The sequence below is a fragment of the Aeromicrobium sp. UC242_57 genome (assembly GCF_044452305.1).
In the GTDB taxonomy this organism is placed as follows: Bacteria; Actinomycetota; Actinomycetes; order Propionibacteriales; family Nocardioidaceae; genus Aeromicrobium.
This window is the reverse complement of sequence record NZ_JBIOAM010000003.1, coordinates 1,235,195-1,256,682: the sequence shown is the minus strand read 5'-3', so window position 1 is coordinate 1,256,682 and position 21,488 is coordinate 1,235,195. Positions and strand designations below refer to the sequence as shown.

Annotated in this window: 14 protein-coding genes, 11 pseudogenes and 3 riboswitches; of the genes and pseudogenes, 11 read left to right on the top strand and 14 right to left on the bottom strand. The window is 69.9% G+C overall.

Features of this window, described 5'->3' with window-relative positions; all coding sequences use genetic code 11:
- Window positions 1–460: 460 nt before the first annotated feature.
- Window positions 461–1,412: pseudogene (locus tag ACHMWU_RS18160) on the top strand (3-hydroxyisobutyryl-CoA hydrolase); the annotation flags it as partial.
- Window positions 1,327–1,563 (top strand): enoyl-CoA hydratase/isomerase family protein, encoded by a 237-nt coding sequence (locus ACHMWU_RS18155; protein ID WP_396046883.1) that lies wholly within the window; start codon window positions 1,327–1,329, stop codon window positions 1,561–1,563. The pseudogene ACHMWU_RS18160 and the gene ACHMWU_RS18155, both read left to right, overlap by 86 nt.
- Here the strand turns inward: ACHMWU_RS18155 and cobA are convergent.
- A pseudogene (gene cobA / locus ACHMWU_RS18150) lies at window positions 1,481–2,253 on the bottom strand (uroporphyrinogen-III C-methyltransferase). The gene ACHMWU_RS18155 and the pseudogene cobA sit on opposite strands and share 83 nt — an antisense overlap.
- A 127-nt stretch (window positions 2,254–2,380) precedes the next feature.
- Window positions 2,381–2,508, top strand: a riboswitch (cobalamin riboswitch).
- A 36-nt stretch (window positions 2,509–2,544) separates the two neighbouring features.
- Here cobA and ACHMWU_RS18145 point away from each other — a divergent pair.
- The 6 genes and pseudogenes from ACHMWU_RS18145 (at window position 2,545) to ACHMWU_RS18120 (ending at window position 9,095) form a co-directional block, all read left to right on the top strand.
- The gene (locus ACHMWU_RS18145) at window positions 2,545–2,982 is read left to right on the top strand and encodes a hypothetical protein (RefSeq protein ID WP_396045693.1); all 438 of its coding nucleotides are present in this window, start codon (window positions 2,545–2,547) and stop codon (window positions 2,980–2,982) included.
- Window positions 2,909–5,251, top strand: coding sequence for a cobaltochelatase subunit CobN (locus ACHMWU_RS18140; RefSeq protein WP_396046881.1), 2,343 nt, complete (start codon window positions 2,909–2,911; stop codon window positions 5,249–5,251). The genes ACHMWU_RS18145 and ACHMWU_RS18140 overlap by 74 nt, the downstream gene beginning before the upstream one ends.
- Window positions 5,248–6,143: pseudogene (locus ACHMWU_RS18135) on the top strand (cobaltochelatase subunit CobN). The gene ACHMWU_RS18140 and the pseudogene ACHMWU_RS18135 overlap by 4 nt, the downstream one beginning before the upstream one ends.
- Window positions 6,140–6,736 carry an SAM-dependent methyltransferase gene (locus ACHMWU_RS18130; RefSeq protein ID WP_396045691.1) on the top strand — a complete coding sequence of 199 codons (597 nt, stop codon included), beginning with the start codon at window positions 6,140–6,142 and terminating at the stop codon, window positions 6,734–6,736. Before ACHMWU_RS18135 ends, ACHMWU_RS18130 begins: the two are co-directional and overlap by 4 nt.
- Window positions 6,737–6,895: 159 nt before the next feature.
- Window positions 6,896–8,373: pseudogene (locus ACHMWU_RS18125) on the top strand (cobyric acid synthase).
- On the top strand, window positions 8,370–9,095 hold the full coding sequence (locus ACHMWU_RS18120; protein WP_396046879.1) for a cobalt-precorrin-6A reductase: 726 nt from the start codon (window positions 8,370–8,372) through the stop codon (window positions 9,093–9,095). Before ACHMWU_RS18125 ends, ACHMWU_RS18120 begins: the two are co-directional and overlap by 4 nt.
- A gap of 102 nt (window positions 9,096–9,197) precedes the next feature.
- On the opposite strand, the pseudogene ACHMWU_RS18115 reads toward ACHMWU_RS18120, so the two are convergent.
- From ACHMWU_RS18115 to ACHMWU_RS18080, 8 genes and pseudogenes are all read right to left on the bottom strand, one after another.
- A pseudogene (locus ACHMWU_RS18115) lies at window positions 9,198–9,929 on the bottom strand (CbtA family protein); the annotation flags it as partial.
- A gap of 93 nt (window positions 9,930–10,022) precedes the next feature.
- Complete coding sequence (locus ACHMWU_RS18110; protein WP_396045689.1) at window positions 10,023–10,241, bottom strand: CbtB-domain containing protein; 219 nt, start codon at window positions 10,239–10,241, stop codon at window positions 10,023–10,025.
- 41 nt (window positions 10,242–10,282) lie between these two features.
- Window positions 10,283–10,368: riboswitch (adenosylcobalamin (AdoCbl) riboswitch) on the bottom strand.
- Between the two features lie 44 nt (window positions 10,369–10,412).
- Entirely contained in the window at window positions 10,413–11,357 is a 945-nt protein-coding gene (locus tag ACHMWU_RS18105; RefSeq protein ID WP_396045687.1) for a cobalamin biosynthesis protein, read from the bottom strand.
- Window positions 11,354–13,733: pseudogene (locus ACHMWU_RS18100) on the bottom strand (cobyrinate a,c-diamide synthase). The gene ACHMWU_RS18105 and the pseudogene ACHMWU_RS18100 overlap by 4 nt, the downstream one beginning before the upstream one ends.
- Window positions 13,730–14,345, bottom strand: a pseudogene (gene cobO / locus ACHMWU_RS18095) (cob(I)yrinic acid a,c-diamide adenosyltransferase). The pseudogenes ACHMWU_RS18100 and cobO overlap by 4 nt, the downstream one beginning before the upstream one ends.
- A gap of 204 nt (window positions 14,346–14,549) precedes the next feature.
- Window positions 14,550–14,849, bottom strand: a pseudogene (locus ACHMWU_RS18090) (VWA domain-containing protein); the annotation flags it as partial.
- 193 nt (window positions 14,850–15,042) lie between these two features.
- Window positions 15,043–15,549, bottom strand: a complete 507-nt coding sequence (locus ACHMWU_RS18085; protein WP_396045685.1) for a hypothetical protein — start codon at window positions 15,547–15,549, stop codon at window positions 15,043–15,045.
- A gap of 118 nt (window positions 15,550–15,667) precedes the next feature.
- Window positions 15,668–16,159, bottom strand: coding sequence for an ATP-binding protein (locus ACHMWU_RS18080; RefSeq protein ID WP_396045683.1), 492 nt, complete (start codon window positions 16,157–16,159; stop codon window positions 15,668–15,670).
- A gap of 296 nt (window positions 16,160–16,455) precedes the next feature.
- Window positions 16,456–16,634, bottom strand: a riboswitch (cobalamin riboswitch).
- Between the two features lie 69 nt (window positions 16,635–16,703).
- Between ACHMWU_RS18080 and ACHMWU_RS18075 the strand changes: the two are divergent.
- Together ACHMWU_RS18075 and cbiT are read left to right on the top strand one after the other, a co-directional pair.
- Window positions 16,704–17,015, top strand: a pseudogene (locus tag ACHMWU_RS18075) (hypothetical protein); the annotation flags it as partial.
- A 244-nt stretch (window positions 17,016–17,259) separates the two neighbouring features.
- On the top strand, window positions 17,260–17,880 hold the full coding sequence (gene cbiT, locus ACHMWU_RS18070) for a precorrin-6Y C5,15-methyltransferase (decarboxylating) subunit CbiT (protein ID WP_396046877.1): 621 nt from the start codon (window positions 17,260–17,262) through the stop codon (window positions 17,878–17,880).
- Here the strand turns inward: cbiT and ACHMWU_RS18065 are convergent.
- The 5 genes and pseudogenes from ACHMWU_RS18065 to ACHMWU_RS18045 form a co-directional block, all read right to left on the bottom strand.
- Complete coding sequence (locus ACHMWU_RS18065; protein ID WP_396045681.1) at window positions 17,818–18,498, bottom strand: cobalt-precorrin-4/precorrin-4 C(11)-methyltransferase; 681 nt, start codon at window positions 18,496–18,498, stop codon at window positions 17,818–17,820. The genes cbiT and ACHMWU_RS18065 overlap by 63 nt on opposite strands.
- On the bottom strand, window positions 18,492–18,617 hold the full coding sequence (locus tag ACHMWU_RS18060; protein ID WP_396045679.1) for a hypothetical protein: 126 nt from the start codon (window positions 18,615–18,617) through the stop codon (window positions 18,492–18,494). The genes ACHMWU_RS18065 and ACHMWU_RS18060 overlap by 7 nt, the downstream gene beginning before the upstream one ends.
- A pseudogene (locus ACHMWU_RS18055) lies at window positions 18,614–20,143 on the bottom strand (precorrin-2 C(20)-methyltransferase). Before ACHMWU_RS18055 ends, ACHMWU_RS18060 begins: the two are co-directional and overlap by 4 nt.
- Window positions 20,140–20,809, bottom strand: a pseudogene (locus ACHMWU_RS18050) (precorrin-8X methylmutase). Before ACHMWU_RS18050 ends, ACHMWU_RS18055 begins: the two co-directional pseudogenes overlap by 4 nt.
- Window positions 20,806–21,144: a hypothetical protein gene (locus ACHMWU_RS18045; RefSeq protein ID WP_396045677.1), complete on the bottom strand. Its 339-nt coding sequence runs from the start codon at window positions 21,142–21,144 to the stop codon at window positions 20,806–20,808. The pseudogene ACHMWU_RS18050 and the gene ACHMWU_RS18045 overlap by 4 nt, the downstream one beginning before the upstream one ends.
- A 26-nt stretch (window positions 21,145–21,170) precedes the next feature.
- Here ACHMWU_RS18045 and ACHMWU_RS18040 point away from each other — a divergent pair, with 26 nt between their 5' ends.
- The gene (locus ACHMWU_RS18040; protein WP_396045674.1) at window positions 21,171–21,341 is read left to right on the top strand and encodes a hypothetical protein; all 171 of its coding nucleotides are present in this window, start codon (window positions 21,171–21,173) and stop codon (window positions 21,339–21,341) included.
- The last annotated feature ends 147 nt before the right edge of the window (window positions 21,342–21,488 follow it).

Genomic DNA, 21,488 nt, shown 5'->3' with positions numbered 1-21,488 from the left:
GCCGGATCGTCGTGAACAGGTACGCCCGGAACGACTCGTCGGGCCCCTTCCACGGAGCAGGAGGTCGAGGATCTGGGCGAACGCCTCGGCCACGACGTCCTCGGCTTCTTCGCGCTGACCCAGATGCCGAGCCAGGCGGCGGGCCACATAGCTGTGGCGGGTGTACAGCTCGGCGTAGGCGTCGGTGCGGCCGTCACGGCTGAGCCCGATGCGGCTCGGCGTCGCTGAGGTCGTCAGAGAGAACGGGTGGGAGTCGATGCTGTTGTAGTCGGCGGACACGAGGTGCACTTCCTGGGAGTGTGGGACTGCGTGGGGAAGTTCGCGACCCGTGTAAATGCAAGTTTCAACTGACATACTGTCTCACGTTGAATTGCCTCGCATGACGGAATGTTTGTGACCTTGGACATAGTTCCGACGGGCCACTCACATCGAGCCCCGCGCGGAGGCTAGCGTTGCCACGATGACCCAGACTCACCAGCAGGCCGCCGTGCTCGACCACGGCGACGACGTCCTGATCAGCCGAGACGGCCGGGTCGGTCACCTGCGGCTCCATCGCCCGCGAGCCATCAACGCCTTGACCCACGACATGGTTCGTCTGCTCCAAGACGCCCTCGACCGGTGGCGCGATGATCCCGACGTGGCAACGGTCGTGCTGACCGGTGCCGGCGAGCGAGGCCTCTGTGCCGGCGGAGACATCGTCGCGATGTACCACGACGCACTCGCTGGCGGAACTGCCTCAGAGGGGTTCTCGGCCGACGAGTACCGCCTCAACGCGACGATCGCCAGCTATCCAAGCCGTTCGTCGCGGTGATGGACGGCATCGTCCTCGGTGGCGGGATCGGCCTGTCGGCACATGCCGACATCCGTGTCGTGACCGAGCGTTCCTCGATCGGCATGCCAGAGACGGGTATCGGCTTCCTTCCCGACGTCGGCGGCACCTACCTGCTGTCGCACGCGCCCGGCGAGCTCGGCACCCACCTCGCGCTGACTGCGGGGACCGTGCGCGCCGGTGACGCCATCGCGATCGGCCTGGCTGACTGGTACGTCCCGACTCAGCACCTGCCCGGGCTCGTCGCCGCTCTCGCCACCACCGAGCCCCTTGAGGCCGTCGCCCAGGTTGCCGAACCGACCCCCGACTCTCCGCTGCTGGCTGCCCGGTCGTGGATCGACAGGTGTACGAAGGCCCTGATGTCCTGGCCATCGTCAACCGGCTGCGCGGCTCCGAGATCGATGACGCCCGGGCCGCGGCCGTCACGATCTCTGCCAAGTCACCGACCGCCGTGACCGTGACGCTCGGCGCCCTGCGGCGGGCTCGCGACATGACCGATCTGCGTCAGGCCCTCGACCAGGGAGTTCCGCCTGGCGCGGCGGCTGCACCGGCACCCCGACTTCGCCGAGGGCGTACGGGCGCAGGTTGTCGACAAGGACCGGACCCGCGCTGGTCCCCCGCCTCGTTGGACGAGGTCGGCGACGTGGAGGGCTACTTCGCTGACGCCGGCGATGCTGAGCTGGGACTCGCCGACGACGTCGGCTGACTCTCCAGGTCGGCGACTGCCCCGATGACGATGACGGCTGGCGGTGCGACCTGCTCGGCGACCGGCGTCGAGCCCAGGTCGGCGAGGGTCGAGCGGATCGTGCGTTCCGTGGGCAGGCTGCCGTCGCAGATCAGTGCCACGGGAGTCGAGCCCGACAAGCCACCGCCCATCAAGGCCGCGGCGATGTGCGCGGCGTTGGCGACCCCCATCAGGACGATGATCGTGCCGCCGGCGCGAGCCAGGGCCGACCAGTCGGTCAGGCTGGTCGGATGCCCGGGCGGCGCATGTCCTGACACGACCGTGAACCCGTCGACCAGCCCCCGGTGCGTCGCTGGGATACCGGCGATCGCAGGCACGGCGACAGCCGACGACACTCCCGGAACCACCTTGACCGGGACACCGGCGTCCTGACATGCCCGTCAGCTCCTCGAAGCCGCGACCGAACACGTCGCCGTCGCCTCCCTTGAGCCGGACGACCTGCAGACCCTGCTTCGCTCGATCGATCAGCAGCGCGTTGATCGCCTCCTGCGGGGTGGTTCTGCCGCGCGGGAACTTGGCCACGTCGACGACCTCGACGTCGGGCCGGGCTGGTCGAGAAGCACCAGCGGGGCCAGATGGTCGGCCACCACGACGTCGGCGGTCATCAGCGCCTTCAGGCCCGCGACCGTGATCAGCTCGGGTCTCCCGGACCGCCGCCGACCAGCGTCACACCGGCCATGCCGACATCGCCGCGACTGGTGGATTCGCTGTCGCCCACGTCAAACCAAGCATGCGCACATTCTTGCCTGCAACGCGCACGCCGCCGACAAGCAGGGCATCGGATCTCCCCGGCGGTACCTCCCGTAGGCTGCCAGCACGCCCGTGGCGCAGGAACCCGGTGAGAGTCCGGGGCGGTTCCGCCACTGTGATGTTCCCGCACGACCACGTCGAGCGGGACACAAGCCAGACACTGGCCACGGACGGTCCGACCACATGACGGGGCGAGAACCCCTAGGAGGAGACCGGCGACATGGCCGACCTGACGACCCGCATTGCCCTGCTGTCCACGTCCGACACCGATCTGCTCTCGGCCCGTGCCAGCGGTGCTGCCTACGAGTGGGCCGATCCGAGCCGCACCTCCGACGACCGGCTCGATGCCATCGTCGACGGCGTCGACCTCGTGGTGGTGCGCCTGCTGGGCTCCCCGCACGACCTGTGGCCCGGGCTCGGCGCGGTCCGTGAGCGCGGCGTCCCTCTGGTCATCCTCGGCGGTAGCCTGCAGCCGAGCGCCGAGCTCATGGAGCGTGTCGACCGTGCCGATGGGTGTTGCCGCACAGGCGCACCGCTACCTGGCCGAAGGCGGCCCCGGCAACCTGGCCCAGCTGCACGCCTTCTTGTCCGACACTGTCCTGCTGACCGGCGTGGGCTTCGAGCCGCCAGACGAGATCCCGGCGTGGGGGTTCGCTGATCGCACGTCGGCACCTGCGGCCGACCTGCCGCAGATCGGGATCTTGTACTACCGCGCCCACGAGGCCAGCGGCAACACCGCCTTCGTCCACGCCCTCGCCGACGCCGTCGACTCGACCGGCCAGGCCACCGGCGTGCCGATCTTCGCCGGTTCCCTGAGGGCAGCAGGTGACGATCTCTACGAGGGGCTCGGCCGGCTCGACGCCCTCATCGTGACGGTCCTCGCCGCCGGCGGCAGTGTCCCGGCCACCGCCAGCGCCGGCGGGGACGACGAGGCCTGGGACGTCGAGCGCATGGCCGCCCTCGACATCCCGGTGCTGCAAGGCCTGTGCCTGACCAGCAGCCGCGCGGAGTGGGAGGCCTCTGACGATGGCGTGACCCCCCTCGACTCGGCCACCCAGATCGCGATCCCCGAGTTCGATGGCCGCATCATCACCGCGCCGTTCTCGTTCAAGGAGCTCGACTCCGACGGCCTGCCCCAGTACGTCGCCGACACCGAGCGGTGTGACCGGGTCGCCCGGATCGCCGTCAACCACGCCCGGCTGCGGCACATCCCGAACGCCGACAAGCGCCTGGCGCTGGTGCTGTCGGCGTACCCGACCAAGCACGCCCGCATCGGCAACGCCGTCGGCCTCGACACCCCGGTCTCCACGATCCGGCTCCTGCGGCGCCTCCGCGACGAGGGCTACGACATCGGCGGCGAGAACCAGGTCACCGCGCTGCTCGACGAGGAGGACACGACGGCAGGCGACGGCCTCATCCACGCGCTGATCGCGGCCGGCGGCCAGGACGAGGAGTGGCTGACCACGGCTCAGCTGACCGACGCGCACGTCCGCATCAGCCCGTCCGACTACGCCACGTGGACGACCGACCTGCCGGCCGACCTGCGCGACGCGATGCAGGAGGCATGGGGTCCGGCGCCCGGCAGCCTGTTCGTCAACGACCAGGGCGAGCTCGTGCTGGCCACGCTGACCGCCGGCAACATCGTCCTGATCATCCAGCCGCCACGCGGCTTCGGCGAGAACCCCGTCGCGATCTACCACGATCCCGATCTGCCTCCCAGCCACCACTACCTGGCCGCCTACCGGTGGCTCGAGCACGGTTTCGGCGCCGATGCAGTCGTCCACCTCGGCAAGCACGGCTCGATGGAGTGGCTGCCGGGCAAGAACGCCGCGCTGTCGGCATCGTGCGGCCCGGATGCCGCGATCGGCAGCATGCCGTTGATCTACCCGTTCCTCGTCAACGATCCGGGCGAAGGCGCCCAGGCCAAGCGCCGCGCCCACGCCACGATCATCGACCACCTCGTCCCGCCGATGGCTCGCGCCGAGTCGTACGGCGACATCGCCCGGCTCGAACAGCTGCTGGACGAGCACGCCAACATCGCCTCGATGGACCCGGCGAAGCTCCCCGCGGTCCGCGGCGAGATCTGGGCCCTCATGCGGGCCGCCGAGATGCACCGTGACCTCGGCCTGGAGGAACGCCCAGACGATCAGGAGTTCGACGACTTCCTGCTGCACGTCGACGGCTGGCTGTGCGAGATCAAGGACGCGCAGATCCGCGACGGTCTGCACGTCCTCGGCCAGGCACCCACCGGCGAGGCGCGCACCAACCTGGTGATGTCGATCCTGCGCGCCGCACAGGTGTGGGGTGGCGTCGGCAACGCTGTGCCTGGTCTGCGCAGCGCGCTCGGGCTCAAGGAAGGCGCCGAGCTGCACGCCGTCGACGAGATCGAGACTCGCGCACGTGAGCTGGTCGAGCAGATGGAAGCCGCCGACTGGGATCCTGCCGCTGCTGCCGGGCTGCACGTCGATCCGCAGGTGCAACGGGTGCTGGCCTTCGCGGCCGAGCAGGTCGTCCCTCGTCTCGACCGGACGACCGACGAGCTCGCGGCGATCCTGCACTCCCTGAACGGCGGCTTCGTCCCGGCAGGCCCCTCAGGCTCCCCCCTGCGCGGCCTGGTCAACGTGCTTCCGACCGGACGCAACTTCTACACCGTCGACCCGCGGGCTGTGCCGTCCCGCCTGGCGTGGCAGACCGGGCAGGCGATGGCCGACTCGCTGGTGAAGCGACACCTCGACGACACCGGCACCTACCCGTCCTCGGTGGGGCTGTCGGTCTGGGGCACCAGCGCGATGCGCACCAGCGGCGACGATGTCGCCGAGGTGCTCGCGCTGCTCGGCGTGCGCCCCGTCTGGGACGAGGCCTCACGCCGGGTCAGCCAGCTGGAGACCATCTCCCTGGCCGAGCCGGACGTCCCCGCATCGACGTGACGGTGCGCATCTCGGGCTTCTTCCGCGACGCGTTCCCGCACGTCGTCGCGATGCTCGACGACGCGGTACAGCCGTGGCCGACCTCGACGAGTCCGATGACGACAACTACGTGCGAGCACACGTGCGCGCCGACCTCGCCGACCACGGCGACGACCGACGCGCCACGACCCGCATCTTCGGCTCCAAGCCGGGCTCCTACGGTGCAGGCATCCTGCAGGTCATCGAGTCGGGCACGTGGCGCGACGACAACGACCTCGCCGAGGTCTACACCGCGTGGGGCGGGTTCGCCTACGGACGCGATCTCGACGGCGCACCGGCCGCCGACGACATGCGGGCCAACTACCGGCGCATCACGGTCGCGGCGAAGAACGTCGACAGCGCGGAGCACGACATTGCCGACTCCGACGACTACTTCCAGTACCACGGCGGCATGATCGCGACAGTTCGTGCACTGACCGGATCGGACCCGAAGGCGTACGTCGGCGACTCCACGAATCCCGACTCGGTCCGCACCCGCACGCTGTCGGAGGAGACGGCGCGCATCTTCCGGGCCAGGGTCGTCAACCCCCGCTGGATCGCGGCGATGCAGCGACACGGATACAAGGGCGCCTTCGAGCTCGCAGCGACGGTCGACTACCTGTTCGGCTTCGACGCCACCGCCGGCGTCGTGCACGACTGGATGTACGAGAAGCTCGCCGACGAGTACGTGCTCGACGAGACCAACCAGGCGTTCTTGCGCCAGTCCAACCCGTGGGCACTGCGCGGCATCGTCGAGCGGCTGCACGAGGCAGCCGAGCGTGGCCTGTGGGCCGAGCCCGATCCGGCGACGCTGGAGGCCCTGCAGGGGGTGTACCTCGAGGTCGAAGGTGATCTGGAGGACCGCGACCAGTGAAGGTGCTGATCGCCGGTGTCGGCATGGGCCTGCAGCACGTGACCTCCGAGGTCGCGCAGGCCCTGCGCGGCGCCGACTACGTCATCGCCGCCACCAAGGGGCCTGACGACGAGCTGCTGGCGGCACGCCGCGTCATCGCAGATCACTTCGGTCTCGAGGTCGTCGCCGTCGCCGACCCCGAACGCGACCGGAAGGATCCGGCCGACTACCCGGCCGCGGTGAAGACCTGGCACGAAGCCAGGGTCGCCGCCTACGAGCAGGTGCTCCGAGCCCGCGGTGGCACCGCAGCCTTCCTCGTGTGGGGCGACCCCTCGTTGTACGACTCGACGATCCGGATCGTCGAGCAGCTCCGCGACCCGGATGCCGCTCGACTACACCGTCCTGCCAGGCATCTCGGCGCCTCAGGTGCTCGCCGCCCGGCACCGGATCGTGCTGCACCCGGTGGGTGTCCCCGTGCACGTCACGACCGCGAGACGCCTGCGCGAGGCTGTCGAGGCGGGACAGAGCAACATCGCGGTCATGCTCGGAGCGAACCTCGACCTCGACGGCCTAGACGATTGGTCGATCTGGTGGGGCGCAAACCTCGGGACTGATTCAGAAGAGCTCGTCGCCGGTACCGTCGCAGACGTGCTCGCCGACATCGAGGCCGTGCGCAGTCGGGCCAAGCAAACCGCTGGCTGGATCATGGACACCTACTTGCTGAGGGCTCCCTCCAACCCGCTGAGGGCTTCATCCAACCCGCTGAGGGCTCCATGACCGGTCTGCTCGTCGCCGGCACCACCTCCGACGCCGGCAAGAGCATCGTCACCACGGCGCTGTGCCGGGCGATCGCCCGACGCGGTGTCCGCGTCGCGCCGTACAAGGCACAGAACATGTCGAACAACTCGATGGTGTGCGCCGACAACGCCGGCGTGCACGCCGAGATCGGACGGGCCCAGTGGGTGCAGGCCCTCGCCGCCCGCGCAGAACCCGAACCTGCGATGAACCCCGTGCTGCTCAAGCCCGGCAGCGATCGTCGCAGCCACGTCGTCGTGATGGGACAACCTGCTGGCGAGGTGTCGTCCTCCAATTGGACGACCGGGCGACGTCATCTCGCCCAAGCCGCACACGATGCGTACGACGACCTCGCGGCTCGCTACGACGTCGTCATCGCCGAGGGTGCCGGCAGCCCCGCCGAGATCAACCTGCGCGACGGCGACTACGTCAACATGGGGCTGGCACAGCACGCACAGCTGCCGACGATCGTGGTCGGCGACATCGACCGCGGCGGTGTCTTCGCCGCCATGTTCGGCACGCTGGCGCTGCTCTCCCCCGCCGATCAACAGCTGATCGCCGGATTCGTCGTCAACAAGTTCCGCGGCGATCTCGGATTGCTGAGACCCGGCATCGACGACCTCGAACGACTCACCGGACGCCCCGTCCACGGCGTGCTGCCGTGGGACCAGAGCCTCTGGCTCGACTCCGAGGACGCGCTCGACCTCGTGAGCAGGCGCACCGCAGGGTCGACAGCCGCAAGGTCGCCGTGATCCGGCTCCCTCGCATCAGCAACTTCACCGACGTCGACGCCCTCGGGCTCGAGCCCGACCTGGACGTCACGTTCGCCGCCGACCCGCGTGACCTCGGTGACGCCGACCTGATCGTGCTGCCCGGGACGCGGGCGACGCTGGCCGACCTCACGTGGTTGCGTTCGCGCGGACTCGACCAGGCCCTGACGGAGCACGTGAGGCGTGGCCGGCCGCTGCTCGGCATCTGCGGTGGCTTCCAGATGCTGGGCCGCACGATCAGCGATCCGCTCGGTGTCGAGGGCGACGCCGGTGCTTCCGTGGACGGTCTCGGCCTGCTCGACGTGTCGACGACGTTCCGGCAGGAGAAGGTGCTCCGCCTGCCGACCGGCGAGGCTCTCGGCGCCCCAGCCAGCGGCTACGAGATCCACCATGGACAGATCACGGTCGGCGACGACCAAGACTTCCTGGGAGGTGCCCGCACCGGATCGGTGTACGGCACGATGTGGCACGGCAGCCTCGAAGGCGACGACTTCCGTCGCGCCTTCTTGCACCATGCGCTCGACACCCCGCCGTCGACCGCATCGTTCCCGGCCGCCCGAGAAGCCCGCCTCGACCGCCTCGGCGACCTGGCCGAGCAGCACCTCGACGTCGATGCCCTGTTGTCGCTCGCTCGCAACGGCGCACCGACAGACCTGTCGACCCTCAGCTGGCAGGCCGGCTCATGAAGCTGCTGCTGCTCGGTGGCACCGGCGAGGCACGGGCTCTGGCTGAACGCCTGCTCGCTGCGGGTGTCGACGTGACCACGTCACTGGCAGGCCGGGTCGTGAATCCGCGCCTACCGGTCGGCGATGTCCGCATCGGTGGTTTCGGTGGCATCGACGGCCTCCGTCAGGCTGCTGCCGACTACGACGCCGTCGTCGATGCCACGCATCCGTTCGCCCGTGGCATCAGCGCCAACGCTGCGGCCGCCTGCACCGACGTCCCGCTGCTGAGGTTCGAACGTCCAGCCTGGCCGGACGACCCCGCCTGGCACCAGGCCCCGTCTCACGAAGAAGCGGCCGCAACGGCCGCCTCGCTCGGTCGACGTCCGTTCCTGACCGTCGGTCGCCAAGAGCTCGGTCGTTTCACCGGAGCGTTGGCCGCGCACGACGTGCTGGCCCGGGTCGTCGACGCCCCGTCGATCGCCCTCCCGCCGTCGTGGACCATCCTGTCGAGCCGGGGACCGTACACCCTCGACGGCGAGCTGGCGATCATGTCCGAGCACCGTGCCGACGTGCTGATCACCAAGAACTCCGGCGGTCAGCTCACCTGGCCGAAGATGAGTGCCGCCGCGCAGCTCGGCGTGCCGGTCGTCATCGTGCAGCGTCCTGCCGCCGAGGCGGGCGTGATCACGGTGCACAGCGTCGACGACGCCATGGCGTGGGTGGAGACACTCGCCGGGCGGTGACCCTGCCACCGCCCGGCCGACGGTGCTAGAGGCTCTCGGCGAGCCTCGGCGTTCGGTCTTGGCGACCTCGGCCGTGTAGAGCCGCGAGATGAGACCCGTCAGCACGACGCCCAGGACACCCCACAACGTCGCGAGGGTCAGCAACGAGGCACGACGGAAGTACCAGAGCAGATCAGCCGGGAAGTCGCCGATCTCGTTGACCGTCGAGAACAGCTGCCCGGCGATGACCACGACTGCCAGGTAGACGGCGCCGCCGACGACCACGGCGCCGTACGTGCTCAACCGGTCGCGCAGCTTGACGGCCAGGTAGGTCGAGGCGATGGCCGCCACGATCGAGACGAGCAGGAAGCCGAAGTACAGACCCGTGCGCTCGCCGATCGTGTTGCCGTCACCGACCGCCGGTGGCGTCGACGGGTACTTGAGGAATGGCACCAAGGCGATCGAGACGAATCCGATCAGCGCGACCACGGCAGTCGACTGTCCGGGCTGCATCCGGCCGAGTCGGCCCAGCACGGCAGCCGCAGCCAGTGCGACGAGTCCGCCGAGCGCGAGCCCGACCGCAACGGTGCCGGTCAGCAGCCCCCAGGTGCGCTGGTTGTCGCGTGAGACCTCGGTGCCGCTGTCCTCATCGCCGTGCGAGTGGCTGTGCCCTCCAGCCTCGTCGTCGTGGCTGTGCTCGGCAGGAGCTTCGGCCTCGGGCGCGGCGCCGACAGACTCGAGGGCGATGGCCGCCTCGACGTGCGGTTCACCGACCTCGTCGCTGACGAAGAAGGCCGCCAGGCCCGCGATGAGTCCGGCCAGCAGGCCGCGCACCAGAAAAGCGCGTGCATTCATGGGTGTGTTCCGTTCAGGTGGGGTCGCTGCACACGCGTCAGGGCATGCGGCAGCGACTCAGGGTCCAGGTGGGTTGGGTGAAGCGGAAGAGCGTCAGTGGCAGGGGAAGCCGAGCAGATGACGCCCGTCGTGGACCCACTCATGGATCGCGTTACCGGACGGGATCGAGATGGCACCCTGGTCGGCACTGATGAAGAAGATCACCAGGACGGCCAGCAGTCCGTAGAAGAGCGCCCAGGGGGCGAGCTCTCGCAGGTCGATCGTGGGAAGTGCAGGGGCGCCGGCCAGCGGCGCCGCAGAAGCTTGCGACATGTGTCCTCCTTGGGGATACGTGCGTCCCCGTTCGATGGGTGGCGAACACTCGGGTCTGACTCCACCGCCGAAGCGGTGTCACAGTAGCGCGACTGTGCCGGAATCTCACCGGCTTCCTTGTGCTCGCTGCAACGATCGTAGTGGACGAAGGCACCGTGGCGGCAGGATTTCTCACGCGTCGGACGTGTGCAGTTTCACCCGCCGCCGAACGAGGCTCACTGCCCCGCACACGAAAGCCGCGCCGTAGCAGACCCGGCGGGCGATCTCGGCCGCGCGGACGATGTCGGTCGGACGCGCGGGACGGCCCGAGCCCATGACCGCGCGGTGCTCGACCCGGTTGCCGTAGTACTGGTTGACACCGCCCAGGCGAATCCCGAGCGACCCGGCGAAGGCCGACTCGACGACGCCCCCGTTGGGACTCGGATGCGCGGAGGCATCGCGACGCCACGTCGACCACGCCTCCTTGCCGCGACCCGGCACCGCCGCGATCGTCAGCAGCCCGGACAGGCGCGAGCCCGGCAAGCTCACCAGGTCGTCGAGGCGGGCTGAGGCCCAGCCGAAGCGCTCGTAGCGGTCGTTGTGGTGTCCGACCATGGCGTCGAGCGTGTTGCTGGCCCGGTACGCCAGCAGGCCTGGCACGCCGGCGACCGCGCCCCAGACCAACGGCGCGACCACGGCATCCGAGGAGTTCTCGGCGAGCGACTCGATGACCGCCCGAGAGACCTCGGACTCGTCGAGCTCGGACGTGTCCCTGCCGACCAGGTGGGTCAGCCGACGTCGGGCACCGGGGAGGTCACCGCGATCGAGGTAGCCGTGGACGGCCAGTGCTTCACGCTCGAGCGAACGTCCGCCCAGCACGGCCCAGGTCGCCAGAGCCACCAGCGGCACCCTGGCAGCCGGCGGCGCCGATCGTTCGGCGATCAGCCCTGCGGCTGCTGCGGCTCCGACCAGGCCGGTGCAGTACAGCAGACCGCGCCCCCGTGAGTCGGCGTACCAGCGGCGTTCGAGCGCTGTCGCGACCTGGCCGAAGCCTGCGACCGGATGCCCCCGGCGCGGATCGCCGAAGACGCGGTCAGCGACGAATCCGAGCACCAGGCCAGCTGCACGAGCCCTCATCGCAGCACGTCGTCCAGCACGTCGAAGAGCTGGTCGGTCAGGGCCTCGTCACGCACTGCGATCCGCACCCAGCTCGCGCCGAGCCCAGGAAACGTGTCGGCCCGGCGCACCGCGACGCCCGCCTCGCGAAGCGCCGAATGTACGCCGTCACCCACCTGCGCGAGGACGAACGAGGCTGACGACGGCACCGAACGAGATCCCGCGCGCTGAAAGCCCTGACTGCAGGTGGTCACGCCACACGCCGATCGCCTTCGCACGCAGCAGCGCCTCGCTCAGCGCCGGCTCGACGGCGCATGCCTCCATGGCCGCTGCGGCGGGAGTCGACACCGACCACGGTGTCTGCTGTGCCGCCAGCTGGGCGATCACGGTGCGATCGCCGACGACGTAGCCTGCGCGGATGCCGGGGATCGACCAGTGCTTGGTGAGGCTGCGGATCACGACCATGCCGTCGGTGACCGTGCCAGCGAGCGACTCGGTCTCGTCTCCGACGGCATCCATGAACGCTTCGTCGACGACGACCAGACGTCCAGGCCGCTGGAGTGCGCGTAGCTGTCGTGCGGGGTGCAGGACTCCGGTCGGGTTGGTCGGGTTGCCAACGAACACGAGGTCGGCGTCGTGGGGAACCATCTCGGGGTCGAGGGCGAAACCGCGAGTGGCGTCGCAGTGCACGGAAGTGACGCTGCAGCCAGCCCGCTCGAGCGCTGCATGCGGCTCGGTGAACTGCGGATGCACCACGACCGGCCTGCGCCAGGCACGCAGCCCGGCAATCAGGGTGAAGGCCTCTGCCGCCCCGGCCGTCGCCAAGACCTCGCTGGGTTCCAGTCCATGCAGCGACGCGATCGCAGCCTGCGCCGCAGTCGCGCTGGGGTAGCTGCCCGAGTCGTCGACGGCCCGGTGCAGCGCCTCGTCCAACCAGCCAGGACGCGGGCCGGTGAAGACGTTGACCGCGAAGTCGAGCAGGCCAGGTGTCGCCTCGACGTCGCCGTGGTGCAGCAAAGGATCGGCAGTGCCGGAGTCGCCGAACGGCTCAGCGGCATGTGCGGCGTCGGCGAAACGCTGGGCCAGCTGCGGGTGTCCGGCCCAGTGCACGTGCAGGTACGACGCGTGCACGCTCGCACTGCTGAACCCCGAGGGCTCGCCGTCCATGGTCCACGCCGGACGTTCACCGTGCGACGGTGCAGTGACAGTGCGGTGGAACTCGTGCCCGGTGACCTGCTCGCCGGCACGCGCCAACACCGAGTCGGATGCGGCGACCGCAGTCGGATACCGCAAGGTCAGCCGGTCACTCATGGCCGCCGCCGCCGAGACGGCACCCACCATCGGGACACCATCGAGGGTGTCGGCGAGGTACAGCAGTCCTGCGCACTCCGCCACCGTGGGGATGCCCTGGGCCACGGCAGCCCGCACGTCCTGCACCAGGCTCTGGTTGGCCGCGAGCCGATCGGCGTGCACCTCGGGGAACCCTCCACCGAGGTAGATCCCCTGCGTGCGGGCCGGCAGACGATGGTCGGTCAACGGGTCGAACGTCACGACGTCACAGCCCGCCGCGGTGAGCAGCTCGGCGGTCTCGGCATACGCGAAGGTGAACGCCTGCCCCCCGGCCAGCGCGATCACGGGCCGCCCTCCCCCGCCAGTCCCGACCTCGTCGTGGGGCGACCACGGGGCAGCATCCAGGTCTGGTGCGCTTCGCGCGACGTCGAGCAGGACGTCGAGGTCGAGGTGCCTCGCCATCGCCTCGCCCAGTCGAGCAACCAAGTCGACGGCACCCGCGCGCTCGGCCGCAGGCAGCAACCCCAGGTGGCGTGACGGTGTCGAGAGACTCTCGTCGCGCGGCAGCACGCCCAGAACCGGCAGACCGGCGTGCTCCATCGACCGACGGATCTCCTGCTCGTTGCGTGCCGAGCCAGCGCGGTTCAGCACGACCCCCGCGACCTGGACGTCAGGGTCGAACGCGGCCATCCCTGCAGCAATCGCGCCGGCTGACCGTGACATCCGACCGACGTCGACGACCAGCACGACCGGGCTCGCGGTGAGCTTGGCGACATGGGCGGTCGACGAGAAGCCGTCGGTGCCGAGCTGACCATCGTGCAGCCCCATGACGCCCTCGACGACGGCGACATCGGCTGGCACGGGGACCGATGCGCCGTGCAGCAGGAGCGGGACGATGCGGTGCTCACCGACCAGGTGCGGGTCGAGATTGCGACCCGGCCGCCCGGTGGCGACCGCGTGATAGCCCGGGTCGATGTAGTCGGGGCCGACCTTGTGCCCGCTGACCTCGAGCCCGGTGTGCCGCAACGCCGCCATCAGGCCGGTCGCGACAGTCGTCTTGCCCTGGCCCGTCGTCGGTGCAGCAACGACCAGGCGAGGCAGACTCACCACTCGATGCCCCGCTGACCCTTCTGGCCCGCGTCCATCGGGTGCTTGATCTTGGTCATCTCGGTGACCAGGTCGGCCGCCTCGACCAGCAACGGATCTGCCCGGCGTCCGGTGATGATGACGTGCTGGAAACCGGGTCGGTTGGTCAACGTCTCCACGACGTCCTCGACATCGACCCAGCCCCAGTTGATCGGGTACGTGAACTCGTCGAGGATCAACACGTCGTGCGTCTGCTCGGCCAGACGCCGCTTGATCTCCTGCCAGCCCTCGGCGGCGGCTGTGGCATGGTCCTCAGCGTCACCCTGCTTGCGCTTCCACGACCAGCCAGAACCCATCTTGTGCCACTCGACGGGTCCACCCTCACCCGTCTCGGCGTGCAGCTTCTCCGAGACGTTCGAGCACCGTCTGCTCGCCGATGCGCCACTTGGCGGACTTGACGAACTGGAACACGCCGATCTTCAGGCCTTGGTTCCAGCTGCGAAGACCGAGACCAAAGGCAGCCGTCGACTTGCCCTTGCCGTCGCCGGTGTGGACCACGACGAGCGGACGGTTGCGGCGCTGCCGGGTCGTGAGTCCGTCGTCGGGCACGCTCACGGGTTGTCCTTGCGGCATCAGGCAGCCCCCCGCTCGGTGTGCGCGTCGACGGTCCGTCGCAACGTGTCGGCTGCGACGTCGGCGACCGGCAGGTACTCCGCCGCCCATCAGCTCGGCCAGCGTGACCGCCAGGCCCATCCGCATCGGTCCGCGCTCGCTGTCGATCACGACTGCCGTGACACCGAGCCGGGCCACTTCGGCAGCGGCGAGACGCGAACGTTCCACCGCGTTGGCGCCACCGGTCGCCCGACCGTCGGTGACGACGATCAGCAGGGGCCGACGGCTCGGATCACGCAGACGTTCTCGCCGGATGACCCGGACCGCCTCGAGCAGACCTTCGGCCACCGGTGTCCGGCCGCCGGCAGGCAGCGCGTCGAGGCGTGCTGCCGCGATGTCGACAGACTGGGTGGGAGGCAGCGCGACCTGCGCCTCGGCCCCGCGGAACGTCACGAGGCCGACCTTGTCGCGCTTGCGATAGGCGTCCATCAGGAGCGCCAGGATCGTCGTCTTGACCTCGGTCATGCGCTTGCGCGCCGCCATCGAGCCGGACGTGTCGACGCAGAACAGCACGAGATTGGACTCGCGGCCTTCGCGGATGGCGTACCGCAGGTCCTCGACCTGCAACGCGACCCGATCAGCCGCGGGCGCAGCGCCTGCTGGCCCGCGGCCGCCATGAGGGTCTCCACGAGGTGCAGGGAACCCGGTCCCGACGCCGTCACGCCGACCCGTTGGCCGTGATGCGTGATCGCTCGGCTGCGTCGACCAGACGCCCCGTCGCCGACGCCGTGAACTGTGAGCTTCTTGGGGGTCCACGCAGGCGTGCCTGCCGAGACCACGGAGTCTCCCGCCGAGCTGGACGGACCCGGGGGCGGCGTCGGGGGCGCCTCGGACGCTTCCGGCTCGGACGGTGCGGGGTCAGGTTCAGCCTCAGGTGCCGAGTCGTCCTCGGGTCCAGACGGCGGCTCAGGCTGGCTGTCGCCCTCGTCCCCCAAATCGGGCTCGTCATCGGCTGGTTCGGGTGCGGGCGGCTCCGGCTCTGGCTCTGGCGGCAACTCGTCGCCGAGGATCTGGTCGAGGAGCCCTCGTCGAGGCCCGGAGCATCGAAGGGATTGCGGCGACGTCGATGAGGCAGCGCGAGCAGCGCCGCCCGGCGGATGTCCGCCCGGGTCACCGTCGTGCGACCGTGCCAGGCAGCGTGCGCGACCGCGGTGCGCGAGGTCACGATGTCGGCGCGCAGTCCGTCGACCTCGAATGCCGCACAGACCTCGGCGATCTTGAGCAGGGCCGCATCCGTGGCTCGACATCAGGCAGGGCTGTACGGGCGGCGTCGATCTGCGCGGTCAACGCCTCGTCGGAGGCGGCGTAGGCAGCGGCGAACCTCGTCGGGGTCGGCGTCGAAGCTCATCCGCCGGCGGACGACCTCGGCCCGCAGCGCGGGCTCGCGCACGGCGGCGACCTCGACGGTCAGCCCGAACCGGTCGAGGAGCTGGGGCGGCGAGCCGCCCCTCTTCAGGATTCATGGTGCCGACCAGGACGAACCGCGACGCGTACTCGAGGGAGACACCATCACGTTCGACCGTGACGCGCCCCATCGCCGCCGAGTCGAGCAGCACGTCGACCAGGTGGTCGTGCAACAGGTTGACCTCGTCGACGTACAGCAGTCCGCGGTGCGCAGCAGCGAGCAGGCCCGGCTCGTACTCGACCTTGCCGTGCGACAGTGCACGCTCGAGCTGGATCGATCCGAGGACCCGGTCCTCCGTCGCGCCGACCGGGAAGCTCCACGAGCCGGGCCGCGCGCCGCTGGGTACCGTGCCCGGCCTCGAAGGGACCATCGGGCGAGGCGGCCGATACATCATCGGGGTCGATCGAGAACCGGTCGCCGACGTAGACCTCGACGGGCGGCAGGACCCCCGTCATGGCGCGGACCGTGGTCGACTTGGCTGTGCCCTTCTCGCCGCGGACCAGCACGCCACCGATGTGGGGTGAGACCGCGTTGAGGATCAGGGCCAGGCCCATGTCGTCGAGCGCGTCGATCTCGCACCCGAGGACGGCAGAAAAGGGGTACTGCACTGGCATGGAGGCTCCCGCTCATGTCGCCATTGGCTGTGACACCACCACTGCGTCACCGCAGCGTGGTCGAGCACGGGGCCGGTCTTCGGACTTTCCAGGTCCCCCGGATTGCAGGGGCCTGGTTCACCGCAGCGGGCCTGTGTCGGAGTCTCACCGACTTCCCAGATTCTCCCGTCGAGCCGTCCTCACCGGTTCCGATGGCTGGACCCTTGGGGCACCTCGTGCCGTTCAAGACGATAGCGTGACGACCGATGCAGGCCACCGATCCCCCCTCCGCGACACCCCTCGCAACCGTCATCGGCATCGGTGCCGGCGGCTGGGCCGAGCTGCCGGCCGCGCTGCAGGAGACGGTTCTCGCGGCTGCGACCCTGGTCGGAGGGGCACGCCATCTCGCGATGGTTCCCGAGGTGGCCGGCCAGCGACGTGCGCCGTGGCCCTCTCCCCCTGCGCGACCGTCTCGACTCGTTTATCGCCGACCTCGATGGCACCGACAGCTCGGCGTTCGTGGCCCTGGCTTCGGGTGACCCGTTGGTCTCTGGAATCGGCACGACGTTGATCTCGCTCCTGGGGGCCGACCAGGTGACGATCCACCCTGGCGTCTCCTCGGTCGCCTTGGCACGTGCGCGGCTCGGATGGTCCGCCGAATCGTGTGCCGTCGTCAGCCTCGTCGGACGCGATCCCGCCGCGATCCTTCGCGGAAGCTCGCCCCTGGCGGCCGGGTCCTCGCCCTGTCCTCGGACGAGACGACACCCGCGCAGGTGGCGGCGCTTCTCGTCGAGACCGGCTACGCAGACAGCACGCTGCACGTCCTGGGTGACCTCGGTGCGGACGACGAGTCACATCTCGTCGGCACCGCACGCGGCTGGGACCAGCCTGCACCCCGGCTCAACGTCATCGGCATCGAGCCGTCGGACCACGGCTCACCGGTTGGACGTCCGGGCTGCCCGACGAGGCCTTCGAGCACGATGGCCAGCTCACCAAACGAGACATCCGGGCGTCGGCGCTCTCACGTCTCGCTCCGACCCCCGGCGAGCACCTCTGGGACGTCGGTGGAGGCGCCGGATCAGTCGGGATCGAGTGGATGCGTGCTCATCCCCGCTGCACCACGACGACGATCGAGGCCAGCTCCGAACGTGCCGCCCGCATCGGACGCAACGCCAGCCGCCTGGGGGTTCCGGGACTCCGGGTCGTCACCGGACGCGCACCCGACGCGCTGACCGATCTCCCCCGGCCGGATGCCGTGTTCATCGGTGGCGGTGCCACCGCGGCAGGCCTGATCGACACGTGCCTGGCGGCGCTCTCGCCTGGCGGACGGATCGTCGTCCACGGGGTGACCCTCGAGACCGAGCTGGCTCTCGCGGAGGCTTACCGAACCCACGGCGGCGAGCTGACTCGCCTCAGCGTCGAGACCTCGGCCCCGTTAGGCGGATTCACCGGATGGTCTCCCGCCCGCACCGTCACCCAGTGGTTCCTGACCGTTTGAGCCGCCGGGTCCTCGACGTCCCGTACAGGTACGACTCCCGCCGCCATCGGTTCCGAGGGCCTCCCCGATCAAGATGACCGCTGCCTGCCGCAGGCCCGCAGCCTCGACTGCGTCGGCGATCGTCGCGACCGTGCCGCGCAGGATCGGCTCCTCGGGCTGACTTGCCCGATAGACCACGACCACCGGGCAGTCCGGACCGTAGTCGCCCTCGACGTCGGTCATGACCTCACGGATCCGGGTGATCGCCAGGTGCAGTGCCAGGGTGGCCTTCGAGGCGGCGAAGTGCGCCAACGACTCGGTCGCAGGCATGGCCGTCGACCGGGCTTGCACGCGAGTCAGCACGACCGACTGCGCGACATGCGGGACGGTCAGCTCGCGGCCGACCGCCGCCGCGGCCGCCGCATAGGCCGGGACGCCGGGGGTGACGTCCCACGGCACACCGGCAGCGTCGAGCCGGCGGGTCTGCTCGGTGAGCGCCGAGTAGACCGAGAGATCGCCCGACGCGAGCCTGACGACGTCCTGGCCGCGCTGGTGGGCCGTGACGAGGTGCTGCGTGATCTGGTCGAGGTCGAGGTGCTGTGTGTCGACCAGCTCAGCACCGGCCACGTGGCTCAGCACCTCGGGGTCGAGGTAGGTGCCGGGGTACAGGACGACGTCAGCGGACGCCAGAAGCTCGTGGCGCGCACCGTCAGCAGATCGGCAGCGCCGGGACCAGCTCCGACGAAGTGCACCGTCATCGGTCGGACTCCGTCGCGTCCGCGTCGACGTACCGCGGCGTCCACACCCCGGCAGGACTGACACGGGTCCCCGAGGCGCCCACGATGATCAGGCACAGCATGTCGATCGTCGCGGGATCGAGCTCGCCCAGCGTCGTGACGGTCAACGACTCCTGCTCGCGGCCGATGTCGCGCCCGATGACCACGACGGTGTCGGGCGAACGATGCTCCAGCAGCACCTCGCGTGCGGTGAAGATCTGCTGCGTGCGCGACCGCGAGGCAGGGTTGTAGATCGCAAGCACCAGATCGGCCTCGGCGATGGCGCGCAGGCGCCGCTCGACGACGCTCCACGGCTTGAGCCGGTCAGACAGCGAGACGACGGCAAAGTCGCCGCCGATCGGCGCGCCAGCCCGGGCGGCCACCGCTTGCACCGCGCTGACGCCGGGCACGACCCGGATCGCCACGTGCTGGTAGGCAGGGTCCTCGGCCGCCTCGAAGACGGCCGACGCCATGCCGAACACCCCGGCGTCGCCGCCTCGAGACGACGGCGACCTTGTCGCCGGCCACCGCCAGGTCGAGCGCAAGGCGCGCCCGGTCGACCTCGACGGTGTTGCCAGAGGCATGCCGGGTGAGCCCGACACGCTGCGGCACCCGGTTGACGTACGGGCCGTATCCGATGACGTGGTCGACCTCACCCAACAGCGTGGCCTCAGGCGTCAGCCAGTGGTCAGGCCCCGGGCCGAGCCCTACGACCAGCACCTCGGGTCGGGCGGCGCTCTCCACCGGTTCAGGTGTCTTGCTCTCACGGACGTCCCTTGACCGGGCCCCGTTCAACGAGTCGCCGGTCAGCACGATCAGCGAGAAGTACGGCACGCTGTCGGCGTCGACCTGGGCGACCGGCTGCCAGAGCTCTTCGGGCATCGAGGCCCGTTCGACGTACAGCGCGTCATCGATCCGGCCGGCCGCCTCGAGCGCGCGGCGCACAGCCGGAAAGGTCCGCCCGAGCTTCATGATGATGGCGGCATCGGTGTCGGCCAGGCGACGGGCCAGCTCGGCCTCAGGCAGGGTTCCAGGCAGCACCGTCAGCACGTCGGTCTGCCGCACCAACGGGGCAGCAGTCGTGGCGGTGGCAGCCAAGAAGGCCGGCACGCCAGGCACGATCTCGGTCGGATACCGGTCAGCCAACCGGTCGTGCATGTACATGTAGGAGCCGTAGAACAGCGGGTCGCCCTCTGACAGCAGCACGACGACGCGCCCTTGGTCGAGATGGGCGGCCAGCCGCGCCGCCGAGGCCTCGTAGACTCCGCCATCGCGCCCGCATAGCCGCCAGCGTGCTCGGTGGCACCCGTCGTGACCGGATAGGTCAGCTGTTCCTCGATGACGCCGTCACCGAACAGTCCCGCTGCGATCCGGCGGGCATTCGACTGCTTGCCCACGCCTGCGTGATACGCAATGACATCGGCATCTTGGATCAGCCGGGCGGCCTTGAGCGTCATGAGCTCCGGATCGCCCGGACCGACTCCGACGCCGTAGAAGCGACCTGTCATTCCTTCTCCTGGGCTAGCGCGTTGAGTGCCGATGACGTCATGGCCGAGCCGCCGCGACGGCCTCGGACGGTGACGTACGGGATATCGATGCCGTGCTGGTCTGCGAAGTCGACGAGCGCCTCCTTCGACTCACGTGCACCGATGAAGCCCCGACCGGGCAACCGACGATTGCCGCTGGCCGCGGTCCCCCGTCGAGGATGAGCTCCAGCAGGTGGAACAGGGCTGTCGGGGCGTTGCCGATCGCGACCAGCGCCCCGTCGAGGTGCGGCTCCCACAACGAGACCGCCGCGGCGGTGCGGGTCGTCGACCAGTCGCGGGCCAGGCCTGCGACTCGTTCGTCGTTGAGGAAGCACAGCACGTCGTTGTCCTGCGGCAGCCGGGCGGCGGGTGACCCCGGTCGCGACCATCGTGGCATCGCACAGGATCGGTGCACCCGCTTCGAGCGCTGCACGTGAAGCCTCCACCATGCGCGGGTGGATCCGCAGGTCTGCTGCGAGGTCGACCTGACCGCTGCCGTGCATCATGCGGACTGCCAGCTTCTCGGCATCGGCCGGGATCCCGCTCAGATCGGCCTCGCGCCGGATCGTCGCGAACGAGTCGACGTCAGATCGCCGGGCCGTCGTCGATGTAGTCGTAGTGCCGCGAGGGGCAGCCGGGGGTCGTCATGGGTGCTCCTTGGGGACGAGGACGCCGCGCCACGGCGTGATGATCACGCTGGAGGTCGACGAGGTCAGGTTCACGGATCGAGGCGCGGTCGAGGCCAGTCGGGGGCACGGGTGGTGGATCCGCCGGGAACCTCGCCGAACGCGAGCGCCGGGCTGGGCGAAGGAACCAGGTGATGCGCCGGGGCCGAAGGCGGTGAGAGGTTCTGACAGCTGGCGGACGTGCCAGGCAGCGGTGTCATCACCACCGTGGCTGTCGAGAACCCGCCGCTCCATGAACTGCTCTGCCAGCTCAGCAAGCCGGGCGGCGGCCGCCGGTGCTGGCAGTGTCTCGCCCACCCGTCGCCGACCCTCAGCTGCACCTCATGACCATCCAACGCCACCAAGCCCAGGTCGCACGACCGGTCCAGCAGATCGCCACGACCGTCATCGAGCACGAACAGGAAACGCCCCGGAAGCTCGGCAAGTCGAGGCGACGCGCGCAAGCGCTGATCCAGCTCGGCGCCGACCGATCTCAGGTCGAGCCGACCTCCTGAGAGTCCCGACTGCGGCGAGAGCATGACGTTGCGGACCAGCCGTGCGTGCGACTCGGCAGGAGGCCGGTCGAACTGCAGAGCCGTGACAGCCTCCTCCGGCAGACCGCCGCCGGCTGACGGGAAGCCCCGGCCAGCTGGAGATTGGCC

Bases quoted from the DNA above. Each gene is read 5' to 3' on its own strand.
- ACHMWU_RS18110 (WP_396045689.1), bottom strand. From the start codon at position 10,241: ATGTCGCAAGCTTCTGCGGCGCCGCTGGCCGGCGCCCCTGCACTTCCC.
- ACHMWU_RS18080 (WP_396045683.1), bottom strand. From the start codon at position 16,159: ATGGTCCCTTCGAGGCCGGGCACGGTACCCAGCGGCGCGCGGCCCGGC.
- ACHMWU_RS18120 (WP_396046879.1), top strand. From the start codon at position 8,370: ATGAAGCTGCTGCTGCTCGGTGGCACCGGCGAGGCACGGGCTCTGGCT.
- ACHMWU_RS18040 (WP_396045674.1), top strand. From the start codon at position 21,171: ATGACCATCCAACGCCACCAAGCCCAGGTCGCACGACCGGTCCAGCAG.
- ACHMWU_RS18060 (WP_396045679.1), bottom strand. From the start codon at position 18,617: ATGACGGTGCACTTCGTCGGAGCTGGTCCCGGCGCTGCCGATCTGCTG.
- ACHMWU_RS18105 (WP_396045687.1), bottom strand. From the start codon at position 11,357: ATGAGGGCTCGTGCAGCTGGCCTGGTGCTCGGATTCGTCGCTGACCGC.
- ACHMWU_RS18145 (WP_396045693.1), top strand. From the start codon at position 2,545: ATGGCCGACCTGACGACCCGCATTGCCCTGCTGTCCACGTCCGACACC.